The 23,821-nt window shown below is 33.7% G+C and carries 20 protein-coding genes; 12 read left to right on the top strand and 8 right to left on the bottom strand.

Annotated features, from left to right (window positions below; all coding sequences use genetic code 11):
- Window positions 1-16 precede the first annotated feature (16 nt).
- From B4N66_RS10985 to B4N66_RS10975, 3 genes are all read left to right on the top strand, one after another.
- Window positions 17-880 carry a sulfurtransferase gene (locus tag B4N66_RS10985; RefSeq protein ID WP_291094779.1) on the top strand — a complete coding sequence of 288 codons (864 nt, stop codon included), beginning with the start codon at window positions 17-19 and terminating at the stop codon, window positions 878-880.
- A 240-nt stretch (window positions 881-1,120) separates the two neighbouring features.
- Window positions 1,121-1,540, top strand: a complete 420-nt coding sequence (locus B4N66_RS10980) for a lipocalin family protein (protein WP_291094777.1) — start codon at window positions 1,121-1,123, stop codon at window positions 1,538-1,540.
- On the top strand, window positions 1,540-1,836 hold the full coding sequence (locus B4N66_RS10975) for a DUF721 domain-containing protein (protein ID WP_291094776.1): 297 nt from the start codon (window positions 1,540-1,542) through the stop codon (window positions 1,834-1,836). Before B4N66_RS10980 ends, B4N66_RS10975 begins: the two co-directional genes overlap by 1 nt.
- Window positions 1,837-1,977: 141 nt before the next feature.
- Here B4N66_RS10975 and B4N66_RS10970 read toward each other — a convergent pair whose 3' ends face one another.
- Together B4N66_RS10970 and bshC are read right to left on the bottom strand one after the other, a co-directional pair.
- Complete coding sequence (locus B4N66_RS10970; protein WP_248433142.1) at window positions 1,978-2,397, bottom strand: nucleoside-diphosphate kinase; 420 nt, start codon at window positions 2,395-2,397, stop codon at window positions 1,978-1,980.
- A gap of 209 nt (window positions 2,398-2,606) precedes the next feature.
- On the bottom strand, window positions 2,607-4,205 hold the full coding sequence (gene bshC / locus B4N66_RS10965) for a bacillithiol biosynthesis cysteine-adding enzyme BshC (RefSeq protein WP_291094775.1): 1,599 nt from the start codon (window positions 4,203-4,205) through the stop codon (window positions 2,607-2,609).
- Window positions 4,206-4,346: 141 nt separating this feature from the next.
- Between bshC and B4N66_RS10960 the strand changes: the two genes are divergently transcribed.
- The 5 genes from B4N66_RS10960 to B4N66_RS10945 all read left to right on the top strand — a co-directional run bounded on the left by B4N66_RS10960 (window position 4,347) and on the right by B4N66_RS10945 (window position 8,792).
- Window positions 4,347-5,639, top strand: coding sequence for a hypothetical protein (locus tag B4N66_RS10960; protein WP_291094774.1), 1,293 nt, complete (start codon window positions 4,347-4,349; stop codon window positions 5,637-5,639).
- 15 nt (window positions 5,640-5,654) lie between these two features.
- Window positions 5,655-5,801 carry a T9SS type A sorting domain-containing protein gene (locus tag B4N66_RS16390; RefSeq protein WP_366518027.1) on the top strand — a complete coding sequence of 49 codons (147 nt, stop codon included), beginning with the start codon at window positions 5,655-5,657 and terminating at the stop codon, window positions 5,799-5,801.
- A gap of 418 nt (window positions 5,802-6,219) precedes the next feature.
- The gene (locus tag B4N66_RS10955) at window positions 6,220-7,611 is read left to right on the top strand and encodes an RtcB family protein (RefSeq protein ID WP_291094773.1); all 1,392 of its coding nucleotides are present in this window, start codon (window positions 6,220-6,222) and stop codon (window positions 7,609-7,611) included.
- A gap of 1 nt (window position 7,612) precedes the next feature.
- Window positions 7,613-8,305, top strand: a complete 693-nt coding sequence (gene prfH / locus B4N66_RS10950) for a peptide chain release factor H (RefSeq protein ID WP_291094772.1) — start codon at window positions 7,613-7,615, stop codon at window positions 8,303-8,305.
- Window positions 8,289-8,792, top strand: a complete 504-nt coding sequence (locus tag B4N66_RS10945) for a tetratricopeptide repeat protein (protein WP_291094770.1) — start codon at window positions 8,289-8,291, stop codon at window positions 8,790-8,792. The genes prfH and B4N66_RS10945 overlap by 17 nt, the downstream gene beginning before the upstream one ends.
- 49 nt (window positions 8,793-8,841) lie before the next feature.
- On the opposite strand, the gene B4N66_RS10940 is transcribed toward B4N66_RS10945, so the two are convergent.
- Entirely contained in the window at window positions 8,842-12,906 is a 4,065-nt protein-coding gene (locus B4N66_RS10940; protein WP_291094768.1) for a T9SS type B sorting domain-containing protein, read from the bottom strand.
- A gap of 102 nt (window positions 12,907-13,008) precedes the next feature.
- On the opposite strand from B4N66_RS10940, the gene B4N66_RS10935 reads away from it, so the two are divergent.
- The 4 genes from B4N66_RS10935 to B4N66_RS10920 all read left to right on the top strand — a co-directional run bounded on the left by B4N66_RS10935 (window position 13,009) and on the right by B4N66_RS10920 (window position 18,899).
- Window positions 13,009-15,207: a B12-binding domain-containing radical SAM protein gene (locus B4N66_RS10935; RefSeq protein WP_291094766.1), complete on the top strand. Its 2,199-nt coding sequence runs from the start codon at window positions 13,009-13,011 to the stop codon at window positions 15,205-15,207.
- 154 nt (window positions 15,208-15,361) lie between these two features.
- The gene (locus tag B4N66_RS10930) at window positions 15,362-15,847 is read left to right on the top strand and encodes an acetyl-CoA carboxylase biotin carboxyl carrier protein subunit (protein WP_291094764.1); all 486 of its coding nucleotides are present in this window, start codon (window positions 15,362-15,364) and stop codon (window positions 15,845-15,847) included.
- 65 nt (window positions 15,848-15,912) lie between these two features.
- On the top strand, window positions 15,913-17,355 hold the full coding sequence (gene accC, locus B4N66_RS10925; protein WP_291094916.1) for an acetyl-CoA carboxylase biotin carboxylase subunit: 1,443 nt from the start codon (window positions 15,913-15,915) through the stop codon (window positions 17,353-17,355).
- Window positions 17,356-17,357: 2 nt separating this feature from the next.
- Window positions 17,358-18,899 (top strand): acyl-CoA carboxylase subunit beta, encoded by a 1,542-nt coding sequence (locus B4N66_RS10920; protein ID WP_291094762.1) that lies wholly within the window; start codon window positions 17,358-17,360, stop codon window positions 18,897-18,899.
- A 55-nt stretch (window positions 18,900-18,954) separates the two neighbouring features.
- Here B4N66_RS10920 and B4N66_RS10915 read toward each other — a convergent pair whose 3' ends face one another.
- The 5 genes from B4N66_RS10915 to B4N66_RS10895 all read right to left on the bottom strand — a co-directional run bounded on the left by B4N66_RS10915 (window position 18,955) and on the right by B4N66_RS10895 (window position 23,734).
- Window positions 18,955-19,191, bottom strand: coding sequence for a YdcH family protein (locus B4N66_RS10915; RefSeq protein ID WP_291094760.1), 237 nt, complete (start codon window positions 19,189-19,191; stop codon window positions 18,955-18,957).
- Between the two features lie 93 nt (window positions 19,192-19,284).
- Window positions 19,285-19,692, bottom strand: coding sequence for a hypothetical protein (locus B4N66_RS10910; RefSeq protein WP_291094757.1), 408 nt, complete (start codon window positions 19,690-19,692; stop codon window positions 19,285-19,287).
- A gap of 3 nt (window positions 19,693-19,695) precedes the next feature.
- A complete protein-coding gene (rimO, locus tag B4N66_RS10905; protein ID WP_291094754.1) occupies window positions 19,696-21,003 on the bottom strand; it encodes a 30S ribosomal protein S12 methylthiotransferase RimO in 1,308 nt (435 codons plus the stop codon).
- 125 nt (window positions 21,004-21,128) lie between these two features.
- Window positions 21,129-22,646: an OmpP1/FadL family transporter gene (locus B4N66_RS10900; protein WP_291094752.1), complete on the bottom strand. Its 1,518-nt coding sequence runs from the start codon at window positions 22,644-22,646 to the stop codon at window positions 21,129-21,131.
- A gap of 77 nt (window positions 22,647-22,723) precedes the next feature.
- Window positions 22,724-23,734 carry a hypothetical protein gene (locus tag B4N66_RS10895; protein ID WP_291094750.1) on the bottom strand — a complete coding sequence of 337 codons (1,011 nt, stop codon included), beginning with the start codon at window positions 23,732-23,734 and terminating at the stop codon, window positions 22,724-22,726.
- Window positions 23,735-23,821 lie beyond the last annotated feature (87 nt).

Here is a 23,821-nt window from a genome sequence, read left to right as displayed (position 1 = left end):
CTTAAATTGTATAAAAATGAAAAGCAAACTTTCTCCTATTATTCAAGTTTCAGAATTAAAAGAGCTTCACAAAAAGAATGATTTAATTATTCTCGATGTAAGTAATGGAAAAGAGGCTCAATCCAATTACAAACAAAAACATTTAGACGGAGCAATTTTTGTTGATTTAAATACACAACTTGTAGAAATAAACGAAGATGTATCAAAAGGAGGAAGACATCCTTTACCAACCACAGAAAATTTTTCTAAGTTACTTTCAACTTTAGGAATTACTCCAAAAACACACATTATTCTTTACGACGATAAAATTGGTGCAAATGCTGCAGCTCGAATGTGGTGGATGTTAAAATCTGTTGGACACGAAAAAGTTCAAGTTTTGGATGGAGGTTTTCAAGAAGCAGAAAAACAAAATTTCCCAATCAATTCGAATCCTGTAAATTCTACACCGACAGAAGAATATAAAATCGAAAATTGGAAATTACCATTAGCCACATTAATTGAAGTAGAAAAAGCTTCAAAAAATATTTCAAACTTAATTATTGACGTTCGTGAAAGTGCAAGATACAATGGAGAAATCGAACCAATAGATTTAATTTCCGGTCATATTCCAAACGCAATCAATATTCCATTTTCTACAAATTTAGATGAGAACGGACTTTTTCTTTCACCGGAAATATTAAGAGAGAAATATAAAAATATCTTCAAGAATAATGCACCAAACGAAATTATAGTTCATTGTGGTTCAGGTGTAACGGCTTGCCATACACTTTTAGCGATGGATTATGCCGGATTTGAAATTCCAAAATTGTATGTTGGTTCATGGAGCGAATGGAGTAGAAATAACAAACCAATAGCAGTTGGTAACTCTTTATTCAATTAATCATACATTAATCTTTCACTATAACTGATTTGTCGCAATGATTTATTGTAAAATTTAATTGCATAAAGACCGTTTTTTCCTTTACACTAACGTAAACCTACTTAACAAAATAAGCGGAAAATTGTTCCTCGTAACTTACGATTTTAAGTCAACTTAGACTCAATATTTTTAAAAAGGTTTAATCAAATTTACTTTTTATTCCCTCAAAATAATTGTAATTTTAAACTTTATTTTAAAACGATGAAATCACTTTTTTATTCCTTACTTTTTTCAATTGTATTGATTTCTTGTCAAGAAAAGGTTTCACCCGATTCCATTTCAAAAATAAACGGGTATTGGGAGATTCAGAAAGTGCAATTGCCTGATGGTCAAGAAAAAGAATATAAAATTAACGAAACTGTTGATTATATCGAATGGAATAGCAAAACCGGTTTCAGAAAAAAAGTAAAGCCTCAATTTGATGGTAAATACCTAACCAATGATGAGTTGGAAACCATTCAAATCAAAGACAGTTCCGGCATCTTTCAAATTCATTACAAAACCGATTTTGCCCAATGGAGCGAAGAAATTTTATCGTTGACCGATAGCATTTTAGTCCTCAAAAACAAGCAAAATTTAGAATATCATTACAAACGATTTAAACCCATTTCTATCCAATAATGGCCAAACGATTAAACAACGAAAGCCCAATTTCCGATGTACTCAAAGCGTTTATTGAAAACAATAAACTCCAATCCGGTATGGACAAAATCGACGTCGAAAAAGCGTGGAAAGACCTTATGGGAAATGGCGTAAATACCTATACCAAAGAAGTTATCCTCAAAGGAACAACACTCTATGTCACGCTAACTTCTGCCGTTTTGCGAGAAGAACTCAGCCACGGAAAACAAAAAATCATCACGATGCTCAATGACGAATTGCGAAAAGATGTGGTGAAGGAGTTGGTTTTGAGGTAGTTTTCAGTCGCAGTCACAGTCACAGTTTTCAGTTTTAGTGCTGCTCTTACTATAAATTAAAACATAAAAAATCCCTTTTTACTTAAAAAAAAGGGATTTTCTGTATGTTGTGAACTGCGACCGATAACCGACAACTGCTACCTAAAACATCTCTCTTCCTGCAAAATGAAAAGCACCTTCAATCGCTGCATTTTCATCCGAATCCGAACCGTGAACCGCATTTTCGCCCATTGAAGTAGCATATTTTTTACGAATAGTTCCTTCAGCAGCATTTGCTGGATTTGTTGCACCAATTAAAGTTCTAAAGTCCTCAACAGCGTTTTCTTTTTCCAAAATAGCCGCAACGATAGGACCACGAGTCATAAATTCGACCAATTCACCATAAAAAGGTCTTTCAGCGTGAACAGCATAAAATGCCTTTGCATCAGCCACCGTCAATTGCGTTAATTTCATTGCTACGATACGAAAACCACCTTCTGTAATCATATTCAAAATCCCACCGATGTGTCCGTTTTCAACACCATCCGGCTTAATCATTGTAAAAGTTCTATTTGTTGCCATAGTAATTTGCTTGTTTTAATTCGGGTGCAAAGGTACGATTTTAGTTTGAAGTTTCAAGTTTCAGGTTTTAAGTTTTTTTAGAAGCGAATGGCTCGGGCTTTTTCAGGAATCCATTTTCCCGCTTTCCGCTATATCTTTTGCTCCGCAAGCTCCACAAAAGGATATCGCTTCAATCGGGGCTAGGAGGGAAGCTGTTTACAGATACAGTTCTATAAAACCACCACCTTAAATTCCATTTGCAAAGGTTTCAATTCCTTCAATAATTTTTCTATCAATTCTTCACCAAACTCCACATAAAACTCAGCAAAATTTACTTTTCGTTCCTGCAAACTTTGGTTCGGAAATAATTCATTTTGCAATGAAATAATTCGGTTTAAATGTTCTTGGTGAACTCGTTTTTCAGCTTTCAATAAGCGTTTTTCTAAATTTTCTAAACCTTTAATCTGCTTAGTTTCTTGAGCTTTTACAGCTCCTAAAAACGATTTGTCGGTAGCTTCAGCAATTTTATGTAAATCTTCAAATTGCTTTTTCAATGCTTCTTTTTGAGCAGAAAAATCAATCGTAAAACCAGAAAGTAGTTTTGTTTTTTGAGTAAATAATTCTTGCTGATTCAAAAATAAATCTCCCCAAGTCAATTGTAATTTATCCGCTTTTGTCGCTTGTTTTTCCGTCGCCAACAAAACTGAATTACGCAGTAACAAAATCGGGAAAGTCACATGCTGACTTTCGAAAAACGATTTCAATTCCAACCAATACGCCAATTCGCCGCCGCCGCCGATGTAGCACAAATTAGGCAAAATAACTTCTTGATACAAAGGTCGCAACAAAACATTCGGACTAAATTTCTCTGGATGGTTGTCCACTTCTTTCAAAATTTCTTCTTCCAAAAAAGTCATTTTTGTGTTCAAAACGGCATAACTTCCGTTTTCAAAAACAATTCGCTCACGCAAATGATCTTCAATATAAAACAAATTAATTCTCCTCGGATTCACTTGAACTGAATACGATTCCAACAAAGGAATTGTTTCATTCACTTCAGCAAAAGACGTTTGATGCAACAATTCATTTTTGATGTAAGGAATAAACGATTTTTTCAAATCAGCATCATCACCATCAATAATAACCAAACCTTCATTGGCAAACAATTCGTTCGCTAAAAAACGGGTTGCATCAGCTAAATTTGTATGTTCCAAATAAGCTTTTTTGAATAAATTTTTCAGATATTCTGCATTTTTACCTAAACCAATTTCCGATTCAAAAACAGCCAAAACATCTTCTAAACCGTCGATTGATAATCGTCCAACCGGACCAAAACTTTCCCGATTCCAACTGATTTTTTTATGTTTAAAATTAAAATAATTGATTTCTTCAAAATCGTGATCTTCGGTTGCCATCCAATAAATAGGAACGAAATCGTGTACAGGAAATTCACTTTTTAATTCTTTGCATAAATTAATTGTCGAAACAATTTTATACAAAAAATACAGCGGACCTGTAAACAAATTCAACTGATGTCCGGTTGTAACCGTAAATGTTTTTGGATTAATTAAATTTCGGATGTTCTGCTTCGTTTCTTTAGAAATTTCAATTGATTCATATTGCTTTTCCAAAACAGAAACCAAGATTTTCCTCTTGAAATTGTCATTGTCATTGAAATTTCTTCCTTTCTCCTCCAACTGTAACTTAAAATTTTCCAAGTTCGGAAAACGATGATACAACGCTTTCAACTCCGGTTTTTCATTCAGATAATCGTTGATTAACGAAGAGAAATATCCGGATTCTTGATAGCTGATACAGTCGTTTGGCATAGTTTTAAAGTTTTCGTAAAAATAACGAAAATAAAAGTAGTGAAAAGGGGTTTAACAAATGGTTAGGAAATGATAACTTTTGATACTGTATTTAAATTTGATATGCTTTTTTCGTTAAATTTGTAAGTAAACTAGTTCCTTATGAAAAAACTTTACCTTCTTGCATTATTAATTTCGGTTCATTCTTTTAGCCAAAGTTTGGTTAGAATTGAACCGGAAAATTTTTCAACTGTTTACTTTTTTGGAGGTATTGCCAGCTTTAATGATAGTGAAATAGCGGTTTCAGGTCGAGATGCAATGCCACCGAATGGTATAGCTAAATTATATCTTTTTAATACAGATTCATCCGGAATTACGCCGAATGTTATTATGGATTCACCGGAAGCTAACCAATTTTTTGGCGGTGGAATTGAAATGACAGATAATTATTTGTTTGCAGGTTCAACTACAAATAGTACAAATGTTGCCAACGGTGGTGCAGTTTATGTTTATAAAAAAGTAGATGATGTTTGGGAATATTTGTTAAAAATTCAGCCTTCAACCCAACATGTGAATGACTACTTTGGTTCAAATGTAAAAGTTCACAACGGACAATTATTTATTACAGCATCAGGTTATGATGAAAATGGAGATTCTGTAACAAACCATGGTGCAGTTTATGTTTACAATCAAATGGGTGATGCTTTTTCGTTACAGCAAATTCTGATTGGAACTCCCGAAAATTCAGAATTCGGGTCGTTATTGGATATTGAAAATCAAATGATGGTAACAACTTCAACAACTTCAACCGAAGATTTAATTCATATGTACAAGATAGAGAACTCCAATTGGGAATTGCTAAACACCACTCCAATGCCTACTATCTATTTTGAATCAAATCCGGATATTTATATTCCACATTATGATAGAATTAGTTTTTCAAATCTTAAATTGTATATGTATGATATTGTAGATACAGAATTTGACAATTTAGGACAAAAAATGATTAAAATTTATGATTGGTCTGAAAATACAGAAGAATGGAATTTTACGGAAGATTTTATATTTCAAGAAGGAGATTATTATGAGTATAAAGTAAAAGTAAGTGGCAATAATATGTTTATAATTCCAATAGGGTTTTATATTTTACAAATGGAAAGAAAAAATCCTGCTTTTCATTTTGTTAATGAAAATGGTAGTTGGACTTATAATAATGCTTATGGTGGCATGAGTAGTTATACAAATGATAATTTTGGTCATTTTACATTAATAAAAGAAGATAAGGTTTTATTTGGAAATTCTAATGAATATTGGTCACATCCTTTGATGGCGGCGAATGGCGGTGCCTATATGCTTGACGTTACTTTAGGTCTTAACGAGTTTGAAAGTAATAATTTCGCGGTTTATCCAAATCCAACAGATGGAAAAGTAACTCTTCATTCTCAAAACAGTTAAGTTGCTTCCGTCGTAATTTATGATGGTATTGGTAAAAAAGTATTCGAAACAAAGGCAAATGTTCAAGAATTTGATATTTCAGGGTTAAATGCCGGAATCTATTTTTGTAAAATAACTAATTCTGATAATAGTATCAAGTTTCAAAAAATTATTAAAAAATAAACTATTAGATTAATTTAAATAAGTCTGAATTTAACCATATTTTATAAATCTTAAAAAAATGTTAACAAAAATTTGGATTATTAAAAATAATTTCTGAAAATTTGTGCAATTAAAAATAACTCTTAAAAAAAACGAAGAAATGCAAGTATTTAAATCTTTACCTCAAAGCAATGCGTCAGTTGGAACTGGTGCGGCTTTTCTTCGTGGCTTAACACAATCATAGTAATTATAAAAAATAAATATGAAAAGCCCGAAGACAATTAGTTTCGGGTTTTTTTGTGCTTAATAATTACGACAAACTTTCCTGAAATTTTCTGAAATGCTATTTATTCAAATTTGAATAAAAGGTTGGCAATTGATTTTTTCCGTTTTGGAAAAAGCTATTTCATTGCCTTAAAACAAAAAATTTAAAATAATCATGGGAAATAAACTCTCCGGGAAAGACCTAATTAAATTGGGCTTCCCAAAAAATAATTCAATAAATATAGCCTTAGGGCAAATAAACAGATACAGAAAAAAAGAGAAAAAGGAAAGTATTTTAACCGAAGCAAAGGAAGTGTTGTTGTTCCCTGAAAAATTCAAAGGGCATGGCACTTGGGGCAAGGTGGCGGAAGGTTTGGTAAATCCTGTTCAAGTAAAGTTCAATCAATTGAAAACTACTAGAGCACCTTTTTCAATTTTTGGAGAAAATGAAATTGACGAACAGGCAAAGTTTCAATTGTATGATGCATTAAAACTGCCAATCGCTGTAAAAGGTGCTTTGATGCCCGATGCTCACTCCGGTTACGGATTGCCAATTGGCGGGGTTTTAGCCACTGATAATGCAGTAATTCCGTATGGAGTTGGGGTTGATATCGGATGTCGAATGAGCTTGTCGGTTTTTGATTTACCTGCTTCTTATTTAAAAGGAAAAGATCATCAATTAATGGCGGTTTTGAAAGACAATACAAAGTTTGGGATGAGTGAAACACATCAAATCAAAGCAGATCATGAAGTGTTTTACAAAGATGAATTTCAAAACATTCCGTTGTTGAAGCAATTGTTGGACAAGGCATATAAGCAATTAGGCACTTCCGGTGGCGGAAATCATTTTGTGGAATTTGGTGTCGTTAAATTCAATGAAACCTTACCTGAATGGAAACTCGAAGCAAAAGAGTATTTGGCGGTTTTGTCACACAGTGGATCACGTGGTTTGGGAGCAAACATTGCTAAACATTATACGTATTTAGCAACAAAGCAGTGTCCGTTACCAAAAAACGTGCAGCATTTGGCTTGGCTTGATTTGAATTCGCATGACGGTCAGGAATATTGGTTGGCTATGAATTTAGCCGGAGAATATGCCAAAGCTTGTCACGACGACATTCATCGGCGAATAGCCAAAGCATTGGGCAAAAGAATTGCTTTAACCATTGAAAATCATCACAATTTTGCTTGGAAAGAAATGGTTGACGGTAAAGAATGCATCGTTCATCGAAAAGGAGCAACACCGGCAGAAAAAGGAAAGTTAGGAATCATTCCAGGCTCGATGACTGCACCCGGATTTATTGTTCGCGGTAAAGGAAACGAAGAAAGTTTGAATTCTGCTTCTCACGGTGCAGGCCGACTTTTTTCGAGAGCGAAATGCAAAGCGAAATTCACGCAAAGTGAAATTAAAAAAGTGCTCAAAGAGCATGATGTACAATTGATTGGAGGTGGCATTGACGAAGCCCCGATGGCTTACAAAAACATCAATACGGTAATGAATTTGCAAACCGAATTGGTAGAAGTATTGGGAACTTTTACACCAAAAATCGTTAGAATGGATAAATAATATGGAAAAAATAATTCAAATTACCGCCGGAAGAGGTCCGGCGGAATGTACTTGGGTAGTTGCTCAAGTACTAAAAAAAATGTTGGACGAAGCGAAAGAATTCAACCTTAAATGCTTAGTTATTGAGCGAGAGCAAGGTGTTGAAAACGGAACATTGGAATCGGCTATCATAAAGTTGGAAGGAAAAACAATACATGAGTTTGTTAATTTATGGATTGGAACGATTCAATGGATTGGACAAAGTCAATTTAGAAAATTCCACAAGAGGAAAAATTGGTTTATTGGCGTTTTTGAAATTCCTCCTATAAGTGAAAGTCAAATTAATGAGTCGGATATTCACTATCAAGCGATGCGAAGTTCGGGAGCTGGCGGACAACATGTAAACAAAGTGAGTTCGGCAATTCGTGCGACACATATTCCTACCGGAATTTCTACAGTTTGTATGGATTCGAGGTCACAGCATCAAAACAAAAAGACAGCGAGAGAGCGATTATTGTTAAAATTAGAAGAGGAAGAAATTAAAAAATTGAAAAGTCAATTTCAAACAACTTGGATGAATCAAACACAAGTTCAACGTGGAAATCCGATAAGAGTTTTTGAAAGTTCCGATTTTAAAAAACAAAAAGTAGTCGCTTCTTACAAAACAAAAAGAGAACAATTAAAAAAAGAATTAAAAAATGAAATCAGTAGATAAATATCTTTTTCAAGCCTTGGATAATTATCCGTATTGGTTAGAAGGCACTATTGAATCGTTGGATTATGCGTTGTCGTATGATGATAAAAATACGACAGCTTTATGTTTATACGGACGAATTCATGCCGAACAATTGCAGGATTATGAAGGAGCTAAGAACTATTTTCAACAAGCAATTTCGATTGATATTCATGCTTTGGAAGTATATCCGCATTACATCGAAACCTTGCTTTTGAATGAAGATTTTGAAGAAGCTCGGAAGTTAATCGATTTTGCCTTAACCATCAAAGGAGTTAAGAAAGTGGAAATTAAATTAAAGTTAGTTTCACTATTAGAAAGACAACTAGCTTTTAAAAAAGCGTTAAAATTACTTAAGAAAGTAAAACTGGAATTAATCGTGTCTGATCATAATTACCAAATTGAGGAAACAGAAAAGCGATTAAATTCTAAATTGGAAACGAATTCCAAAAAGAAAAAGAAAAAGTAGGAGAAAGGCACAGTGATGTGTCTTTTTTGTTTTTATTAAGTCTAGATAATTACCTTTTCAAAGAAAAATGTCCACGGTATTCTTTACCATTTTCACGAGTTACAACAAACCAATAATCACTAGATGGAAGATGGTTTCCAACAAATGTTCCATCCCAACCTTCAGAATTTGCAACTAATTGTTTGATGAATTTTCCATATCGGTCAAAAATTGTAACTGTCATATTTGGTTCAATTTCAGAAAATTTAATTTTCCATTTGTCATTATAACCATCACCATTTGGTGTGAAAAATAGTGGATACATCAGCAAATAAACCTCTTGATCAATAGTGCCACAATCATTTTTATCACGAACAAAAACGGTATATTCTCCACTTGGTAAATTGGTAAAAAGATTAGAATCCTGAAAATTTATATTATCCAAAGAGTATTCATAATTACCTAATCCAGAGGCTGCAATCTGAATAATGTTTTCACTGGTTGTCCAGTCTTTGGTTTCAATATTAGTAATTGTGGCAGGATTTGATAAAACTACTGTGAAGTTTTTTGTAGATGAACAAATCAAAGGTCCATGTATTTTGCTAACTGTAACATCATAATTTCCGGGTTGAGAAACGATGATGGAAGGAGTTGTTTCACCAGTTGACCAATTGTAGTTATCAAAACCAATTCCGGCATTGATTGTAATTTCATTGCCATCACAAATAGGCATGATGGCATTAATTTCGATTATGGGTTTGTTGTAAAGTGTTAAATCCAATTCTACAATTTGAAAACAGGTATTTGGCGAATCAATTCGCACATAGATAATTCTATTTCCGGTTAAAAGTTCAAAGTTGGTAGTGTTTGCAATTTCGTCTGAGGGAATTTGATTTTCAGCACCATTCAGTGAATGGTAATAGTTGAAAATATTTCCAGTTGAAGCAATTAACTCTGAATTATAACTTGTCAAATCAATAAATTCTTTTCCATCATTCAAATCATCGCAAATAGATTCAGAATAATTCGTTGCGTTTAAGGTGTTGATTAAGTTTATTGTAACAGCCAACCTAGTTGTGCTTTCACAACCATTGAGCGTTTGTGTAGCATAATAAGTCGTGTTGTCAATCAATATAGTAGAATTAGGAAGTGGTGTTGTGCTTGTATTGCTTTCATACCATTGAATATCTGTACCGTTGACAAGAATTGATTGTAAAGTGGCGTTTTCTGTACTACAGAAATTTTGGTTTGTTGTCCCAGTAACTGGTGGTGTATTGTTGATAACGACCGCTATTTCTATTCGATCACTTTCACATCCGTTGATTGTTTGAGAAGCATAATAGTTGGTTGCGTTTTGTAAAGTAGTATTGTTGGGCAAATTATTTCCATTTAATTGACTGTCATACCAAGTGATATTTTGTCCAGTAATCAAAATGTCATTTAAAGTAGCATTTTCTTGGATGCAAAATGTTTGTTGAGCAGTCCCAGTTGGAAGTGCTACCGAGCTAATAACAATATTTTGAATTTGAGTGCTAGTATTACCATTTCCGTCATTATAGTTCCAAGTAATACTGTAATTTCCTGAATCTGAAAAATTTAGAGAAGAGGTTGTAGTAGCGATAATAGTTCCCGAGCAATTGTCATTCGCAGTTGGAATGTTTGTAATTACTGTATTGCAATCACCGTTTATGACTGGTAAATTAGAAAGATTGGGTATTGGAGCTAGAGTATCTCCAACAAGAACATCAATGGTTATTGTATTATCACAATCTCCAGTACCAGTAATTTCACAACTATATTGACCGCTATGACTTGAATTTACATTCGTTATGATTGGATTTTGTAACGTAGAGGTAAACCCATTTGGACCATTCCAAAGATAATTAGTACCACCTGTTGCATTAAGTTCGAGGTTGCTACCAATACAAGTTGGAGTATTGCTGGTTGCATTTGTAGTTGATTGACAGTCTCTAAATTTAGCTAAATATATGTCAAATAAATTATCTATATTTGGTTGATGTGCTCCTGATGTAGCTATTCCAGAGTTACTGTAGGTCATACCAAACAAATAAATATCACTATTGAGGTCTAATTTAATCAATGCGGACTGTTCATTACTATTGCCACCATAATATGTACCCCAAATTCTTTGACCAAATGAATTTAATTTCACAAGATAAGATTTACGAGTATTATTTGTTGTTGATAAATATGCATCAGGTGTTGTTATACCATTATTTACTCTTGTATGACCAGAAAAATATACTTCATCACTATTATTTGTGTCTATTGATACTACAAGATCAAAAAAATAACTTCCCCAATTTTTTTGTTGTGTAGCAACATTGAAACTAACAATATAACCTCTTTCAACATCTGAAAGAGTTGAGCCTGGTTCTAGCGATTCTGGATAGGTGTCAATAAATGTATCTGAAGATGCAATTCCAGTTGATGATGGTGTTCTTCCACCAAAATATAAATTATTATCTTTCAATTTGCAGGTGACCATGTAGCTCTTATCGCACAAATAGGTTCCCCAAACTCTTTGTCCAGACAATGTGAATTTTACAATCATATTACTGTTGTTCAATGGGTTTGTTGTTTGATAAGAATTTGGAGTAGCAATATTCTCATTACTTCTACTGTTGCCACAGACATACAAAAAACCATCATTTGAAACGAAAACACCTATGAAATAATCGCTAAGTGAACCACCATAAAATGTTCCCCAAATTCTGTTGCCATTTGTGTCAAATTTAGCAATGAAACCATCATATAAATTAGTACTTGAAGTAGAATTGTTTGATGTTTGATGTGCACCAGGAGTAGCAAAAACATCTGTGCTTGAGGTAGATCCAGCTATATAGATGGAATTAGTATCATCAATATATATAGATGATCTTGATTTTTCCTCATTACCATTCCCTCCATAATAGGTAGCCCATTCTCTTATACCAAAATCATTTAGTTTAGCTAAAATTAAATCATGATAAGCATTTTTTGTTGGCTGGAAGGAGCCTGCGGTGGCTACATTTGAATTATACAATTCGTTACATAAAAAATATAAATTGTTATTTGAATCTACTTCTATAGTTGGTAGAGAAGAATTAAAAATACCGTTGTCAATTAAAAAATATGTGCCCCATAAACGGTTTCCATATGTATCAAATTTTGTGAAAAATAGATTTGAATTTCCTATTAGAGAAGATAAATGAGTCCCAGCTGTAGCAATGTTGTTAGAACTCATAGTAGCACCGGAGATATAAACATCATTATCTTTGTTAATAGTAATGTCTCCCAAAAAATCATCACCTGCACCACCATAATAAGTTCCCCATAACCTTATCGGTACAGGGTCTATAATTATTGTTTTGTCACTTGTTTCAAAACTTGAATTAAATCCAAATGTATTTTTTCCTATTTGTTTATAATTTACAGATATTTCTTCTTTCTGACTGTGGTTTTCTTTCCAACTTAATGGAATTGTCTCTTCCATTTGTCCAAATCGAACATTGAATCTAATTTTATTATCAATTAGTTTAGTTTTGGTTCCATTAAATTTCATATTTATATCTGAAATTTTCCCGCCAGGTTTGATTATAAAATTGTATTCAACAGGTTTTTCTTTATCATTAGGAATAAAAAAGATTACATCAATGTTATTGTATATATTTTCATACTTTATCGATTGATATTTATGAATTTTAGTTATTCCATTTTTTTGAGAGGAATTAGTATAATAGTTATCATAATCGGAAGATTTTCCTGTAGCAACTATTTTAGTAATCGGGTTGGAATTTAAAAAATCAACATCTACACGATGAAAAATATATTTACTATCATTTTTATATTTATTAAAATTATCTAATTCAAAACCTGTTACAGGAGTAAAATTAGATTTTTCTTTTTTTGCAGCAACTTTCTCAACCTCATAAACATCATACGAAAATCCATTTTCTCTCAATTGAACATTCAAACCATTTGTATTTAAAAGATACTTTACAGCTGGATTAGGTCTTCCTTTTTGATCAACAATTTGTCCTTTGTTTTCAATAAAACCTATTGAAGAAGATTTATTTTGGCCTAAAACAAAACTTGAAACTAATAATAGAATGGTATAAATTAATACTTTCATTAGAAAAAAAATAGAAATAATTACAAATATACTTATTTTCTTATTAAAGAAACGTTATGAAAACTATATGTAAAAAAAATCTATTTTTGTAAAAAAATCCCTTTGAAAAACCTCCTCCTCATCACACCTCCTTTCACACAACTGAATACACCGTATCCGGCCACAGCCTATTTGAAAGGTTTTTTAAACACCAAAAACATTTCCTCTTTTCAGATGGATTTAGGTATCGAAGTGATTTTGGAAATTTTTTCAAAAAAAGGGTTAGAAAAAGTGTTTCAAGTTTCAAGTTTGAAGTTTCAAGTTGATGAGAATTGTGAAAGAATTTATGCTTTACAAAATGATTATATCCAAACAATCGATGTTGTCATTACTTTTCTTCAAGGAAAAAATCCAACCATAGCTCGTCAAATTTGTTCCGGAAATTTTCTTCCCGAAGCTTCTCGTTTTGAGCAGTTGGATGACATGGAATATGCGTTCGGAACAATGGGAATGCAAGACAAAGCTAAACATTTGGCTACCTTATACCTCGAAGATTTATCCGATTATATTGTGGCTTGTGTCGATGAAAATTTCGGTTTCAGTCGTTATGCCGAACGATTAGGGCGAAGTGCCAATTCCTTTGACGAATTATACCATCAATTAAATCAAAAACCAACATATATTGATGAAATTACGCTTTCCATTTTAAATCAAAAACTAACTGAAGTTCAACCTAAATTGGTATGTCTTTCGGTTCCGTTTCCGGGAAATTTATACAGTGCTTTTCGATGTGCACAATTTATTAAGACCAATTTTCCCAACATAAAAACGTCGATGGGAGGCGGATTTCCCAACACAGAATTACGTGATTTAAAAGACAAACGTGTCTTTGAATTTTTCGATTTTATTACGTTGGATGATGGAGAATTGCCCATTGAACTTTTACATCGCTCAGTTTGTCATTCTGACGAAGGAGGAGTCTCATCAAGTGAATTTAAACGTACTTTCCTTCTCGAAAACAACGAAGTCATCTACAAAAACAATTCAACCCAACCTGATTACAAACAATCCGAAGTCGGCACACCCGATTATTCAGATTTGCAATTGGATAACTATATTTCCGTTATTGAAATTGCCAATCCAATGCACAGTTTATGGAGCGATGGTCGTTGGAATAAACTCACGATGGCTCACGGTTGCTATTGGGGAAAGTGCACTTTTTGTGATATTTCACTCGATTATATTAAATTGTATGAACCCATTACTGCCAAATTACTGGTAGATCGAATGGAAGAACTCATTGCTCAAACCGGCGAAAACGGCTTCCATTTTGTGGATGAAGCAGCTCCTCCTGCTTTAATGCGTGAAGTCGCATTAGAAATTCTCCGACGAAAATTAACGGTAAGTTGGTGGACAAACATTCGCTTTGAAAAAAGTTTTTCATCCGATTTGTGTCAGCTACTAAAAGCATCAGGTTGTATTGCAGTTTCCGGCGGATTGGAAGTGGCTTCAGACAGATTATTAGAACTCATCAAAAAGGGAGTAACCGTTGAACAAGTGGCTCAAGTCACCCGAAATTTTACCGAATCCGGCATTATGGTGCACGCGTATTTGATGTACGGCTATCCCACACAAACCATTCAAGAAACTGTCGATAGTCTCGAAATGGTGCGTCAACTGTTTGAATTAGGCATTTTGCAATCGGGTTTTTGGCATCAATTTGCGATGACGGCTCACAGTCCGGTTGGAATGTTTCCCGAAGAATTTGGTGTTATTCCACAACAAAACGAAGTTACTTTTGCCAACAACGATATTCAGTTTACAGACAAAACCGGAATTAATCATGACAAATTCAGCTTCGGATTAAAGAAATCACTCTTTAATTATATGCACGGAATTTGTTTTGATTATGAGTTGCAAGAATGGTTCGATTTTAAAATTCCAAAAACAAAAATCGCTCCTGATTATATTATTTCTTGTTTGGAAAAAGAAGATACTTTCAACACTAAACCAACTTCAAAAATTGTTTGGATAGGAGGAAAGCCATCCGCTGAAAAATTTACAAAATCAAAAAAAGGACAATCGTGGGAAATGACGAAATTGACTTTTCATACCAAAATTGAAACAGTTGAAATTTCATTAGAAAAAGAAAAAGCAATTTGGTTGATGGAAATTCTCGAAAAAATTTCAATCTCTAATTCTAAAACTTTTACTTTTTCACATCTAAAAGAAGATTTTGAAACTCATTTTGAAGATTTCGAATTATTTTGGTATAGTAAATCTATTAAACCTCTTCGAAATGCCGGTTTATTAGTTTTATGAGTTATAATCTTAATGAACCTTAATTTCTTAATAGTTTAAAAAAAGTAAATGTTTAATTTTTGTTGTTGACTATACTAAATTAGCGAAATTCTCAACATTATCCTTTACGAAAACGTTATAAATGTGTATTTTTACCTCATTCAAAAATACACGTATGAATCAAAAATTCAGACTTTCAGTCAATCAAAGTGCGACCTTTGAAAAAACAGAGCAAGATCTTTCTCAACTAGATGCAATAAGTACATCACCATCAGAATTTCACATTCTTCATAATCACAAACCTTTTTCTGTAAAAATTTCAGAAGCAGATTTTCTTAAAAAAACATACACAGTAGAAGTTAACCAAAATTCTTATACCGTTGTAATTGAAAATCCATTGGATATTTTAATCAAAGAAATGGGATTTGAAGTTGGTAAATCAAAACAAATCAATGCTATCAAAGCTCCTATGCCGGGATTAATTTTGGAAATCAATGTTTCGGTTGGCCAAGAAGTGAAAGAAGGCGACAACCTAATCATTTTAGAAGCCATGAAAATGGAAAATAGTTTTGCTTCACCACGCGATGGAATTATCAAATCGATTACAGTTTCCAAGGGAGATGCGGTGGATAAGGGACAATTGTTGATAGAGTTTGAATAGCTTCATATATTAATAGCGTCTAGCTTCAGCTGGATGGAAAAATTAGTAAAATAATGATAAAAAAAATAACAAAAATATTGGTTGCGAATAGAGGAGAAATTGCCATTCGAGTAATGAAAACCGCTCAAAAAATGGGAATTAAAACCGTAGCAGTTTATTCTACAATTGATCGAAATGCTCCTCACGTAAAATTTGCCGATGAAGCGGTTTGGATTGGCGAATCACCATCCAATCAATCCTATTTATTGGGTAATAAAATCATCGAAGTTGCAAAATCCTTGGGTGCGGATGCCATTCATCCCGGCTATGGATTTTTAAGTGAAAATGCTGCTTTTGCTGAAGAAGCTGAGAAAAATAACATCATTTTCATCGGACCAAAATCCAAAGCTATTCACATTATGGGTAGCAAATTAGCCGCCAAAGATGCAGTGAAAGCCTACGATATTCCGATGGTTCCCGGTTATGATCAAGCCATAACCGATGTTGAAAAAGCAAAGCAAGTGGCAACGCAAATCGGATTTCCCATCTTAATCAAAGCATCTGCCGGAGGTGGTGGAAAAGGAATGCGAGTAGTTGAAAAAGAAGCCGATTTTGAATCGCAAATGAACCGTGCTATTAGTGAAGCAACTTCTGCCTTTGGTGATGGTTCTGTGTTTATTGAAAAGTATGTTGCTTCGCCAAGACATATTGAAATTCAAGTCATGGCGGATGCTCACGGAAATATTTTGTATTTATTTGAAAGAGAATGTAGCATTCAACGTCGTCATCAAAAAGTGGTGGAAGAAGCACCTTCATCTGTACTAACTCCAGAATTAAGAAAAAAAATGGGCGAAGCAGCTGTTTTAGTTGCTAAATCGTGTGATTATCTTGGAGCAGGAACGGTTGAATTTCTATTGGATGAAAATCTTAACTTCTACTTTCTCGAAATGAATACACGTTTGCAAGTGGAGCATCCGGTAACAGAAATGATTACAGGTGTTGATTTGGTTGAAATGCAAATTCTTGTGGCTAGGGGAGAAGTCTTATCAATTAAACAAGAGGATTTACAAATTAAAGGTCATTCATTGGAATTGCGTGTTTATGCTGAAGATCCACTGAACGATTTTCTTCCTAGTGTTGGATATTTAGAGGTTTATCAATTGCCTGAAGGCGAAGGAATTCGAGTTGACAATGGTTTTGAACAAGGAATGGATGTGCCAATTTACTATGATCCGATGTTGGCTAAATTGATAACATATGGCAAAACACGAGCAGAAGCAATTCAATTGATGAGTAATGCGATTGATCATTATAAAATCAAAGGAGTTCAAACCACACTACCTTTTGGAAAGTTTGTTTGCGAACACGAAGCGTTTCGTTCAGGAAATTTTGATACTCATTTTGTCAAAAATTATTATGATGCCGAAAAGCTCAAATCACAACACAGCGAAGAAGCGGAAATAGCCGGATTAATTGCCTTAAAGCAATACCTTGAAGATCAAAAAATTGTTAGATTACCAATTCAATAAGCATGGAAAATAAGATAAAAGCATTACAAGATAAATTAGCAGAAGCCCAATTAGGTGGTGGAAAAAAGAGAATTGAAACGCAACATGCTAAGAAAAAATTAACCGCTCGTGAACGCGTAAATTATTTAATGGACGAAGGATCTTTTGAAGAAATTGATGCCTTAGTCACACACCGAACCACCGATTTCGGAATGCAAGAAGAATTAATTTATGGCGATGGAGTAATAACCGGCTACGGAACAGTTAACGGAAGATTAGTTTTTGTTTTTGCTCAAGATTTTACTGTTTTTGGCGGGGCTTTGTCTGAAACTCATGCCGAAAAAATCTGCAAAGTGATGGACATGGCACTCAAAACCGGAGCACCGATGATTGGCTTAAATGATTCCGGAGGTGCAAGAATTCAAGAAGGTGTTCGTTCGCTTGGCGGTTATGCTGATATATTTTTTCGTAATGTAAAGTCTAGTGGAATCATTCCGCAAATTTCAGCCATTATGGGGCCTTGTGCCGGTGGAGCGGTTTATTCTCCTGCGATGACCGATTTTACGATGATGGTTGAAAACACGAGTTATATGTTTGTTACCGGACCAAATGTGGTAAAAACAGTCACGAACGAAACGGTAACTTCTGAGGAACTTGGGGGAGCAAGTACGCATTCAACCAAATCAGGAGTAGCTCATACTACATCAACGAATGATGTAGAATGTTTGGAGGATGTGAAAAAGTTATTGAGGTATCTACCTCAAAGTAATAAAGAAAAAGCTCCTAAAATTCCTTATGTTTTGAATGATGAAAATCGGGAGCAATTGATGACTGTTATTCCTGATAATCCGAACAAACCTTATGATATGCATGAAGTGATTCAGGGTATAATTGATGAAAATTCTTTCTTTGAAATTCATAAAAATTATGCTGAAAATATCATAGTTGGTTTTGCTCGTTTAGGCGGAAGAAGTATTGGAATTGTTGCTAATCAACCGTTGTATTTAGCGGGTGTTTTAGATGTGAATAGTTCAATCAAAGCTGCACGATTTACCCGTTTTTGCGATTGTTTTAATATTCCGTTACTAGTCTTGGTTGATGTGCCCGGATTTTTACCGGGAACTGATCAGGAGTGGAATGGAATCATTGTTCACGGAGCCAAGTTATTATATGCTTTAAGCGAAGCAACTGTGCCAAGAGTAACTGTTATCACCAGAAAAGCATATGGTGGTGCGTATGATGTAATGAATTCAAAACACATTGGTGCCGATATGAATTTTGCTTGGCCAACTGCAGAAATTGCCGTTATGGGAGCGAAAGGAGCCAGTGAAATTATATTTAAAAAAGAAATAGCCGAAGCTCAAGATCCGGCTGCCAAATTGATTGAGAAAGAGTTAGAATATGCCGAAAAATTTGCTACACCTTACAGAGCAGCTCAACGTGGTTTTATTGATGAAGTAATTTTACCGAATGAAACCAGAAAAAAATTATTGAAAGCATTTAGTATGCTTGAGCACAAAGAAGTAGAACTTCCCAAACGCAAGCACGGTAATATTCCTTTGTAATTGTAAATTAAGCATAAAAAAGTCAGGAAGATTTTTATTTTCTTCCTGACTTTTTTTAGTTTTTTTGTAAAAAAGAATAAATTTCATCTTTCAAAAAAACACGATCTTTTCGTTTGTGGGTCAATACATCATCATTGAGAGGAATTTCACCTTTTTCAATTTCAAAAATTTCATTATCTAATGAATGATAAGAAGCTAATAAAACCTGAAATTCATTATTGCGATGATATAAATCTTTAATTTTTTCAGAATATTCAGGAAACTCTTGCAGTATAGGATGTTTGCTAATCATAAGTAAAAGTTTTAGGTATTAATTTATACCTCTAAATTACTTAGTAAAATACAATTATTAAATGACATTTGTCAGTTCATAAAAAAAGAGGAATTAATTTTCCTCTTCTTTTTTCTTTTTCTTTTTTGATTTCTTTTTTTCTTTTAATTCCTCAAAAATTTTTATCTGATCAGGGTTTAAAATTCCAATAATTTTTTCATCGAAATCTTTTACGGCTTCTTCAAATTTTAATTTTTTTTCATCATTTGTAATATCACTATTGTGAATTTTCTCAGCACTTGTTTGGTTTTCTGTGAGATAAACTTTAACTGCTGCCTCCTGAAATGAATCTAAAGAAAGTTGTTCTTTTAGGTAGGTTATAGTCAACTCTACAGGATCTTTTTTCTCCACTTTGGGCTTTTCTCTATGGTACTGTGGAGTTCTTCCAACAGCTCTGTTAACTTGAGCATAAACATTGTTTAAACTCAAAAATAGAATGAATATTAAACTTATTTTTTTCATTTTCTACATATTTATAGGTTCACCATATAAATCAAATTCTGTGGCATCAGTAATTTTTATCATACTAAAATCGCCTACTTTCAAATAAAATTTTGAAGCATCAATTAACACTTCATTATCCACATCAGGACTGTCAAACTCTGTTCTTCCTACAAAATAAGGACCTTCTTTTCTATCTATAACACATTTGAATATTTGACCAATTTTTTCCTGATTCAAATCCCATGAAATTTGAGATTGAATATCCATTATTTCAGCAGCACGTTGTTGTTTCACTTCGGCAGGTACATCGTCTTCCAACAAATAAGCATGCGTGTTTTCTTCATGGGAATAAGCAAAACATCCTAAACGTTCAAATCGCATTTCTTCTACCCAATTTTTCAGGATTTGAAAATCTTCTTCGGTTTCACCCGGATATCCAACAATTAATGTAGTTCTGATAGCCATTCCGGGAACAGCTTTTCTGAATTCTTTTAAAAGTTTGGTTGTTTTTTCTTGTGTAGTTCCGCGACGCATCGACTTCAGTACATTATCTGAGATATGTTGCAACGGGATATCAATATAATTACAAATTTTTGGTTCGTTTTTCATCAACTCTAACACATCCATTGGGAATCCGGTAGGGAAGGCGTAGTGTAATCGAATCCATTCAATTCCGTCAATTTTAACCAAGTTTTCTAAAAGTTCGGCTAAATTTCGTTTTTTATATAAATCTAAACCGTAATATGTTAAATCCTGAGCAATTAAAATTAATTCTTTAACGCCATTCTTTGCTAAACCTTCCGCTTCTTTCACTAACTTTTCAATCGGTTGAGAAACATGCTTTCCACGCATTAATGGAATGGCACAAAAACTACATGGACGGTCGCAACCTTCGGCAATTTTTAGATAAGCAAAGTTTTTTGGTGTTGTTGTTAATCGTTCACCTAATAATTCGTGTTTATAATCGGCTCCTAATGCTTTTAGTAAAATAGGTAAATCTGTTGTTCCAAAATATTGATCTACGTTCGGAATTTCTTTTTCTAAATCCGGCTTATATCGTTCGGATAAACAACCTGTTACAAAAACTTTATCTACCGTTCCTTGATTTTTCTTTTCAACGTATTCCAAAATCGTGTTGACCGATTCAGCTTTTGCATTGTCAATAAAACCACATGTGTTAATTACCACAATATTTCCTTCTTGCTCATGAACAACATCTTTTCCGCTGGCTTTTAGTTGACCCATCAGTACTTCACTGTCATACACGTTTTTAGAACATCCTAAGGTGATAACGTTGATTTTATTTTTCTTTAACGATTTGGTTCTCATTGTTTTATTCTCTTTTTTAATCTTAAAAGGGATGCAAAATTACGGTTTTATTTGTGATTAATCGAATTAAATAAAAAAACCATTCACAATAAGTAAATGGTTTATGGTAACTTTATCATTTCATTTTAGAATTTTATCGTATAACTTAATGTAACATTGTTATTGATAGCTGTTAATCTTGATGAATCATTCAATCCGGAACTAATTAGGTCAAAATTCATTTTTCTTCTGCTATACGCATAGGCTACATCTAACCTTGAAATTCCAAAATCAAAACCAATACCTCCAGAGTATCCTGTTAAATCGCCCATCGCTAAGTCAACTTTGTATGGACTTTCTTCAAAACGGTATCCGCCTCTAAAACTCCATTTTTTGTGTTTAATTTCACCACCCACTCTAATTTCTGCAGCGGTATCTAAATTATCAGTCATAAAAGTATTCAATGATTCTAGTCCAACATCATTTCTTGGTCTAAAGGTTGTGTTACTGTAATCTTTCATTGCATAATCTATACTAATTAATCCTTTTTCGCCAAAAACATAGGCAAAACTTCCGGTTAATTTACTTGGTGTTTGTAATTTATAAGCTGCATATTCAATAGGTAAATCATGTTCAAAAACAAGTGGATTGAACGATCCACAATCAGGACAATAAGCAATAACTCGCTGTCTTTGTTGATCTGTTAGACGATACCAAGTTGGAGATTCGTAGGAAACACCTAATCGTAAACTTTCAGTAATTTTTCCGATTGCACCAACACTAAATGAAAACCCGGAACCAAAAGTATAGGTTTCTGTATCAAATTGAACTGATTGTAGACCAGTTGATGGATCTATATCATATTCTTCATATACGGAAATAATATTGGTTAAATCGGTGAAATGCGTGTTTAAATTTAATCCAATAAATAGTCTGTCTTTAAAAGATGTTGCAATATTTCCGGTTAATTTTCCATTATACCCTGTTGCTACAGTATAGTTTTCTTGATAATAGTTACCTTCTGTTGGAACATTGGAAACATATGCTGAATTATTTGGATTATCTTCAACCGGATTAAACATATAAGCATTATAACCCAAAAGAGCTTGTTGGTCAATAAAACTTAATTGATCTAAAAATGCAGTATCAAGAACATCTAAAAATATACCGCCTTCATTAGGTAATCCGTTAGCAAATCGTAAAAAATAACTATCAATTGAATTGTTAGGATTTACACCGCGTGTATAAAACTGATTGTCAAAATTAGAATTGTTTTCATAATTCAGTGCTAAACTAAACTTGTTCCATCCGCTTGACGAATTATTGTTTTTAAAAACAAAAACAACACCCGCTTGATTTATATCTAAATCATGATCGTTTTCAATAGTTCTAGTTCCAAAATAGGTAGAGCTATTTCTAATGTTGTAGTTGCTAAGTGAAATGGTTGCTTGATTAAAATTAAAAATAGCCGAACCAGCAGGATTCACATTTATAGCAGATAAATCTCCACCAACAGCTCCAAAAGCTCCACTCATTGCTCTAAATCTTGCAGAACCTGTTAAGTTATCCATTGCATAACGCAATGCTTCGTTTGGTGTTATTTCCTGTGAAAAGGAAACAAAACTCGCAAATAGTAAACTGGAAGTAATAAAAATCTTTTTCATGTTTTTTTATTTTTTTTCATAAAAATACCCATGCAAACCGGTTTGATTAAGCATAGGTATTTTGATTATTTTTTAGATTAACCTCTGCCACGTCCGCCTCCGCCACCAGATGAACGACCTCCGCCGCCACCTCCTGATGAGCGACCACCACCAAATGAGCCACCTGAACTTGATCTAGAGCCTGAATAAGTTGGTGTAGATGAACTTCTAGTTGGCGTATTATTTCTAACACTTGGTGCAGTACTAGAAGATCTGGTAGAATTTCTATTCCCTACATTTGAAGAATTATTTCTTGTTCCAACATTATTAGAATTATATTCTCGCGTTCCACCTGAATTTCTCGTAGAAAATTGACTGCTACGGGTTGAAGAACTTCTTGTTCTTGTACCAAAATTATCTCTTGTAGATGATCTACCACTTGTTGTGTAAGAAGTTCTACTGTTATATCTTCCTTGTGTATTTCTATTTCCGTAATATCCACCGGTTCTTCTTCCACGATTATAGGCATAGTTATTCCCATACAATCCATTATTCCATCCATTTCCATACCAACCATATCCCCATCCCGGACCGTACCAATTGTTCCATCCCCAGCCCCATCCCGGACCATACCAATTGTTCCATCCCCAGCCAACATTCCATCCCCAGCCTCCGCCGTACCATGAATTCCAACCCCAACCCCATCCTGGGCCATACCAATTGTTCCAATAATTCCATCCCCAGCTATTGTCATAGACATTAACGGTAACAGAGGAAGGATTAGAGCCCCATGCTGCATTAGAATCATAATTTCTCTCAGAAGTTACAGTTGAATCATCTACTGAGGAATAACTTTCAACGTCGGTAAAAACTTCTTCTTCGGCATTTAATTGCTTTGATTTAAAATAATTTTGATAAGCTTGATTGGTGTTGTTTTGTTCTGTATTGTTGGATGCAACTTCTCTGTTTCCGTTAGAACTCCTGTACACACCATCATTGTCATAATAAGAGGAATTTTGATAAGAACCACAAGAAACTAACAACATTCCCGAAAAGAATAAAACTAAGCGGGTAATATTTTTTGAGTTGAGGTAAAAATTAGTTTTCATAATCGTAGCATTTTTATTGTTGTTATTACAAAAATAGTTAGTTTTGCCGAACTATTTAGTTAAAATAAGTTAAACAATTTTTATGCC

Source organism: Flavobacterium sp. UBA2787 (assembly GCA_002352205.1).
GTDB lineage: Bacteria > Bacteroidota > Bacteroidia > Flavobacteriales > Flavobacteriaceae > Flavobacterium.
The sequence above is the reverse complement of the archived record's forward strand: the minus strand, read 5'-3'. Positions and strand labels throughout refer to the sequence as shown.

Excerpts from the sequence above, each read along its gene's own strand:
- B4N66_RS10985 (WP_291094779.1), top strand. The coding sequence starts at position 17 with ATGAAAAGCAAACTTTCTCCTATTATTCAAGTTTCAGAATTAAAAGAG.
- rimO (WP_291094754.1), bottom strand. The coding sequence starts at position 21,003 with ATGAGAACCAAATCGTTAAAGAAAAATAAAATCAACGTTATCACCTTA.
- B4N66_RS10940 (WP_291094768.1), bottom strand. The coding sequence starts at position 12,906 with ATGAAAGTATTAATTTATACCATTCTATTATTAGTTTCAAGTTTTGTT.
- B4N66_RS10970 (WP_248433142.1), bottom strand. The coding sequence starts at position 2,397 with ATGGCAACAAATAGAACTTTTACAATGATTAAGCCGGATGGTGTTGAA.
- B4N66_RS10900 (WP_291094752.1), bottom strand. The coding sequence starts at position 22,646 with ATGAAAAAGATTTTTATTACTTCCAGTTTACTATTTGCGAGTTTTGTT.
- B4N66_RS10960 (WP_291094774.1), top strand. The coding sequence starts at position 4,347 with ATGAAAAAACTTTACCTTCTTGCATTATTAATTTCGGTTCATTCTTTT.
- B4N66_RS10915 (WP_291094760.1), bottom strand. The coding sequence starts at position 19,191 with ATGATTAGCAAACATCCTATACTGCAAGAGTTTCCTGAATATTCTGAA.
- B4N66_RS10920 (WP_291094762.1), top strand. The coding sequence starts at position 17,358 with ATGGAAAATAAGATAAAAGCATTACAAGATAAATTAGCAGAAGCCCAA.
- B4N66_RS10955 (WP_291094773.1), top strand. The coding sequence starts at position 6,220 with ATGGGAAATAAACTCTCCGGGAAAGACCTAATTAAATTGGGCTTCCCA.
- B4N66_RS10895 (WP_291094750.1), bottom strand. The coding sequence starts at position 23,734 with ATGAAAACTAATTTTTACCTCAACTCAAAAAATATTACCCGCTTAGTT.
- bshC (WP_291094775.1), bottom strand. The coding sequence starts at position 4,205 with ATGCCAAACGACTGTATCAGCTATCAAGAATCCGGATATTTCTCTTCG.
- B4N66_RS10980 (WP_291094777.1), top strand. The coding sequence starts at position 1,121 with ATGAAATCACTTTTTTATTCCTTACTTTTTTCAATTGTATTGATTTCT.
- B4N66_RS10930 (WP_291094764.1), top strand. The coding sequence starts at position 15,362 with ATGAATCAAAAATTCAGACTTTCAGTCAATCAAAGTGCGACCTTTGAA.
- B4N66_RS10975 (WP_291094776.1), top strand. The coding sequence starts at position 1,540 with ATGGCCAAACGATTAAACAACGAAAGCCCAATTTCCGATGTACTCAAA.
- B4N66_RS10910 (WP_291094757.1), bottom strand. The coding sequence starts at position 19,692 with ATGAAAAAAATAAGTTTAATATTCATTCTATTTTTGAGTTTAAACAAT.
- prfH (WP_291094772.1), top strand. The coding sequence starts at position 7,613 with ATGGAAAAAATAATTCAAATTACCGCCGGAAGAGGTCCGGCGGAATGT.
- B4N66_RS10945 (WP_291094770.1), top strand. The coding sequence starts at position 8,289 with ATGAAATCAGTAGATAAATATCTTTTTCAAGCCTTGGATAATTATCCG.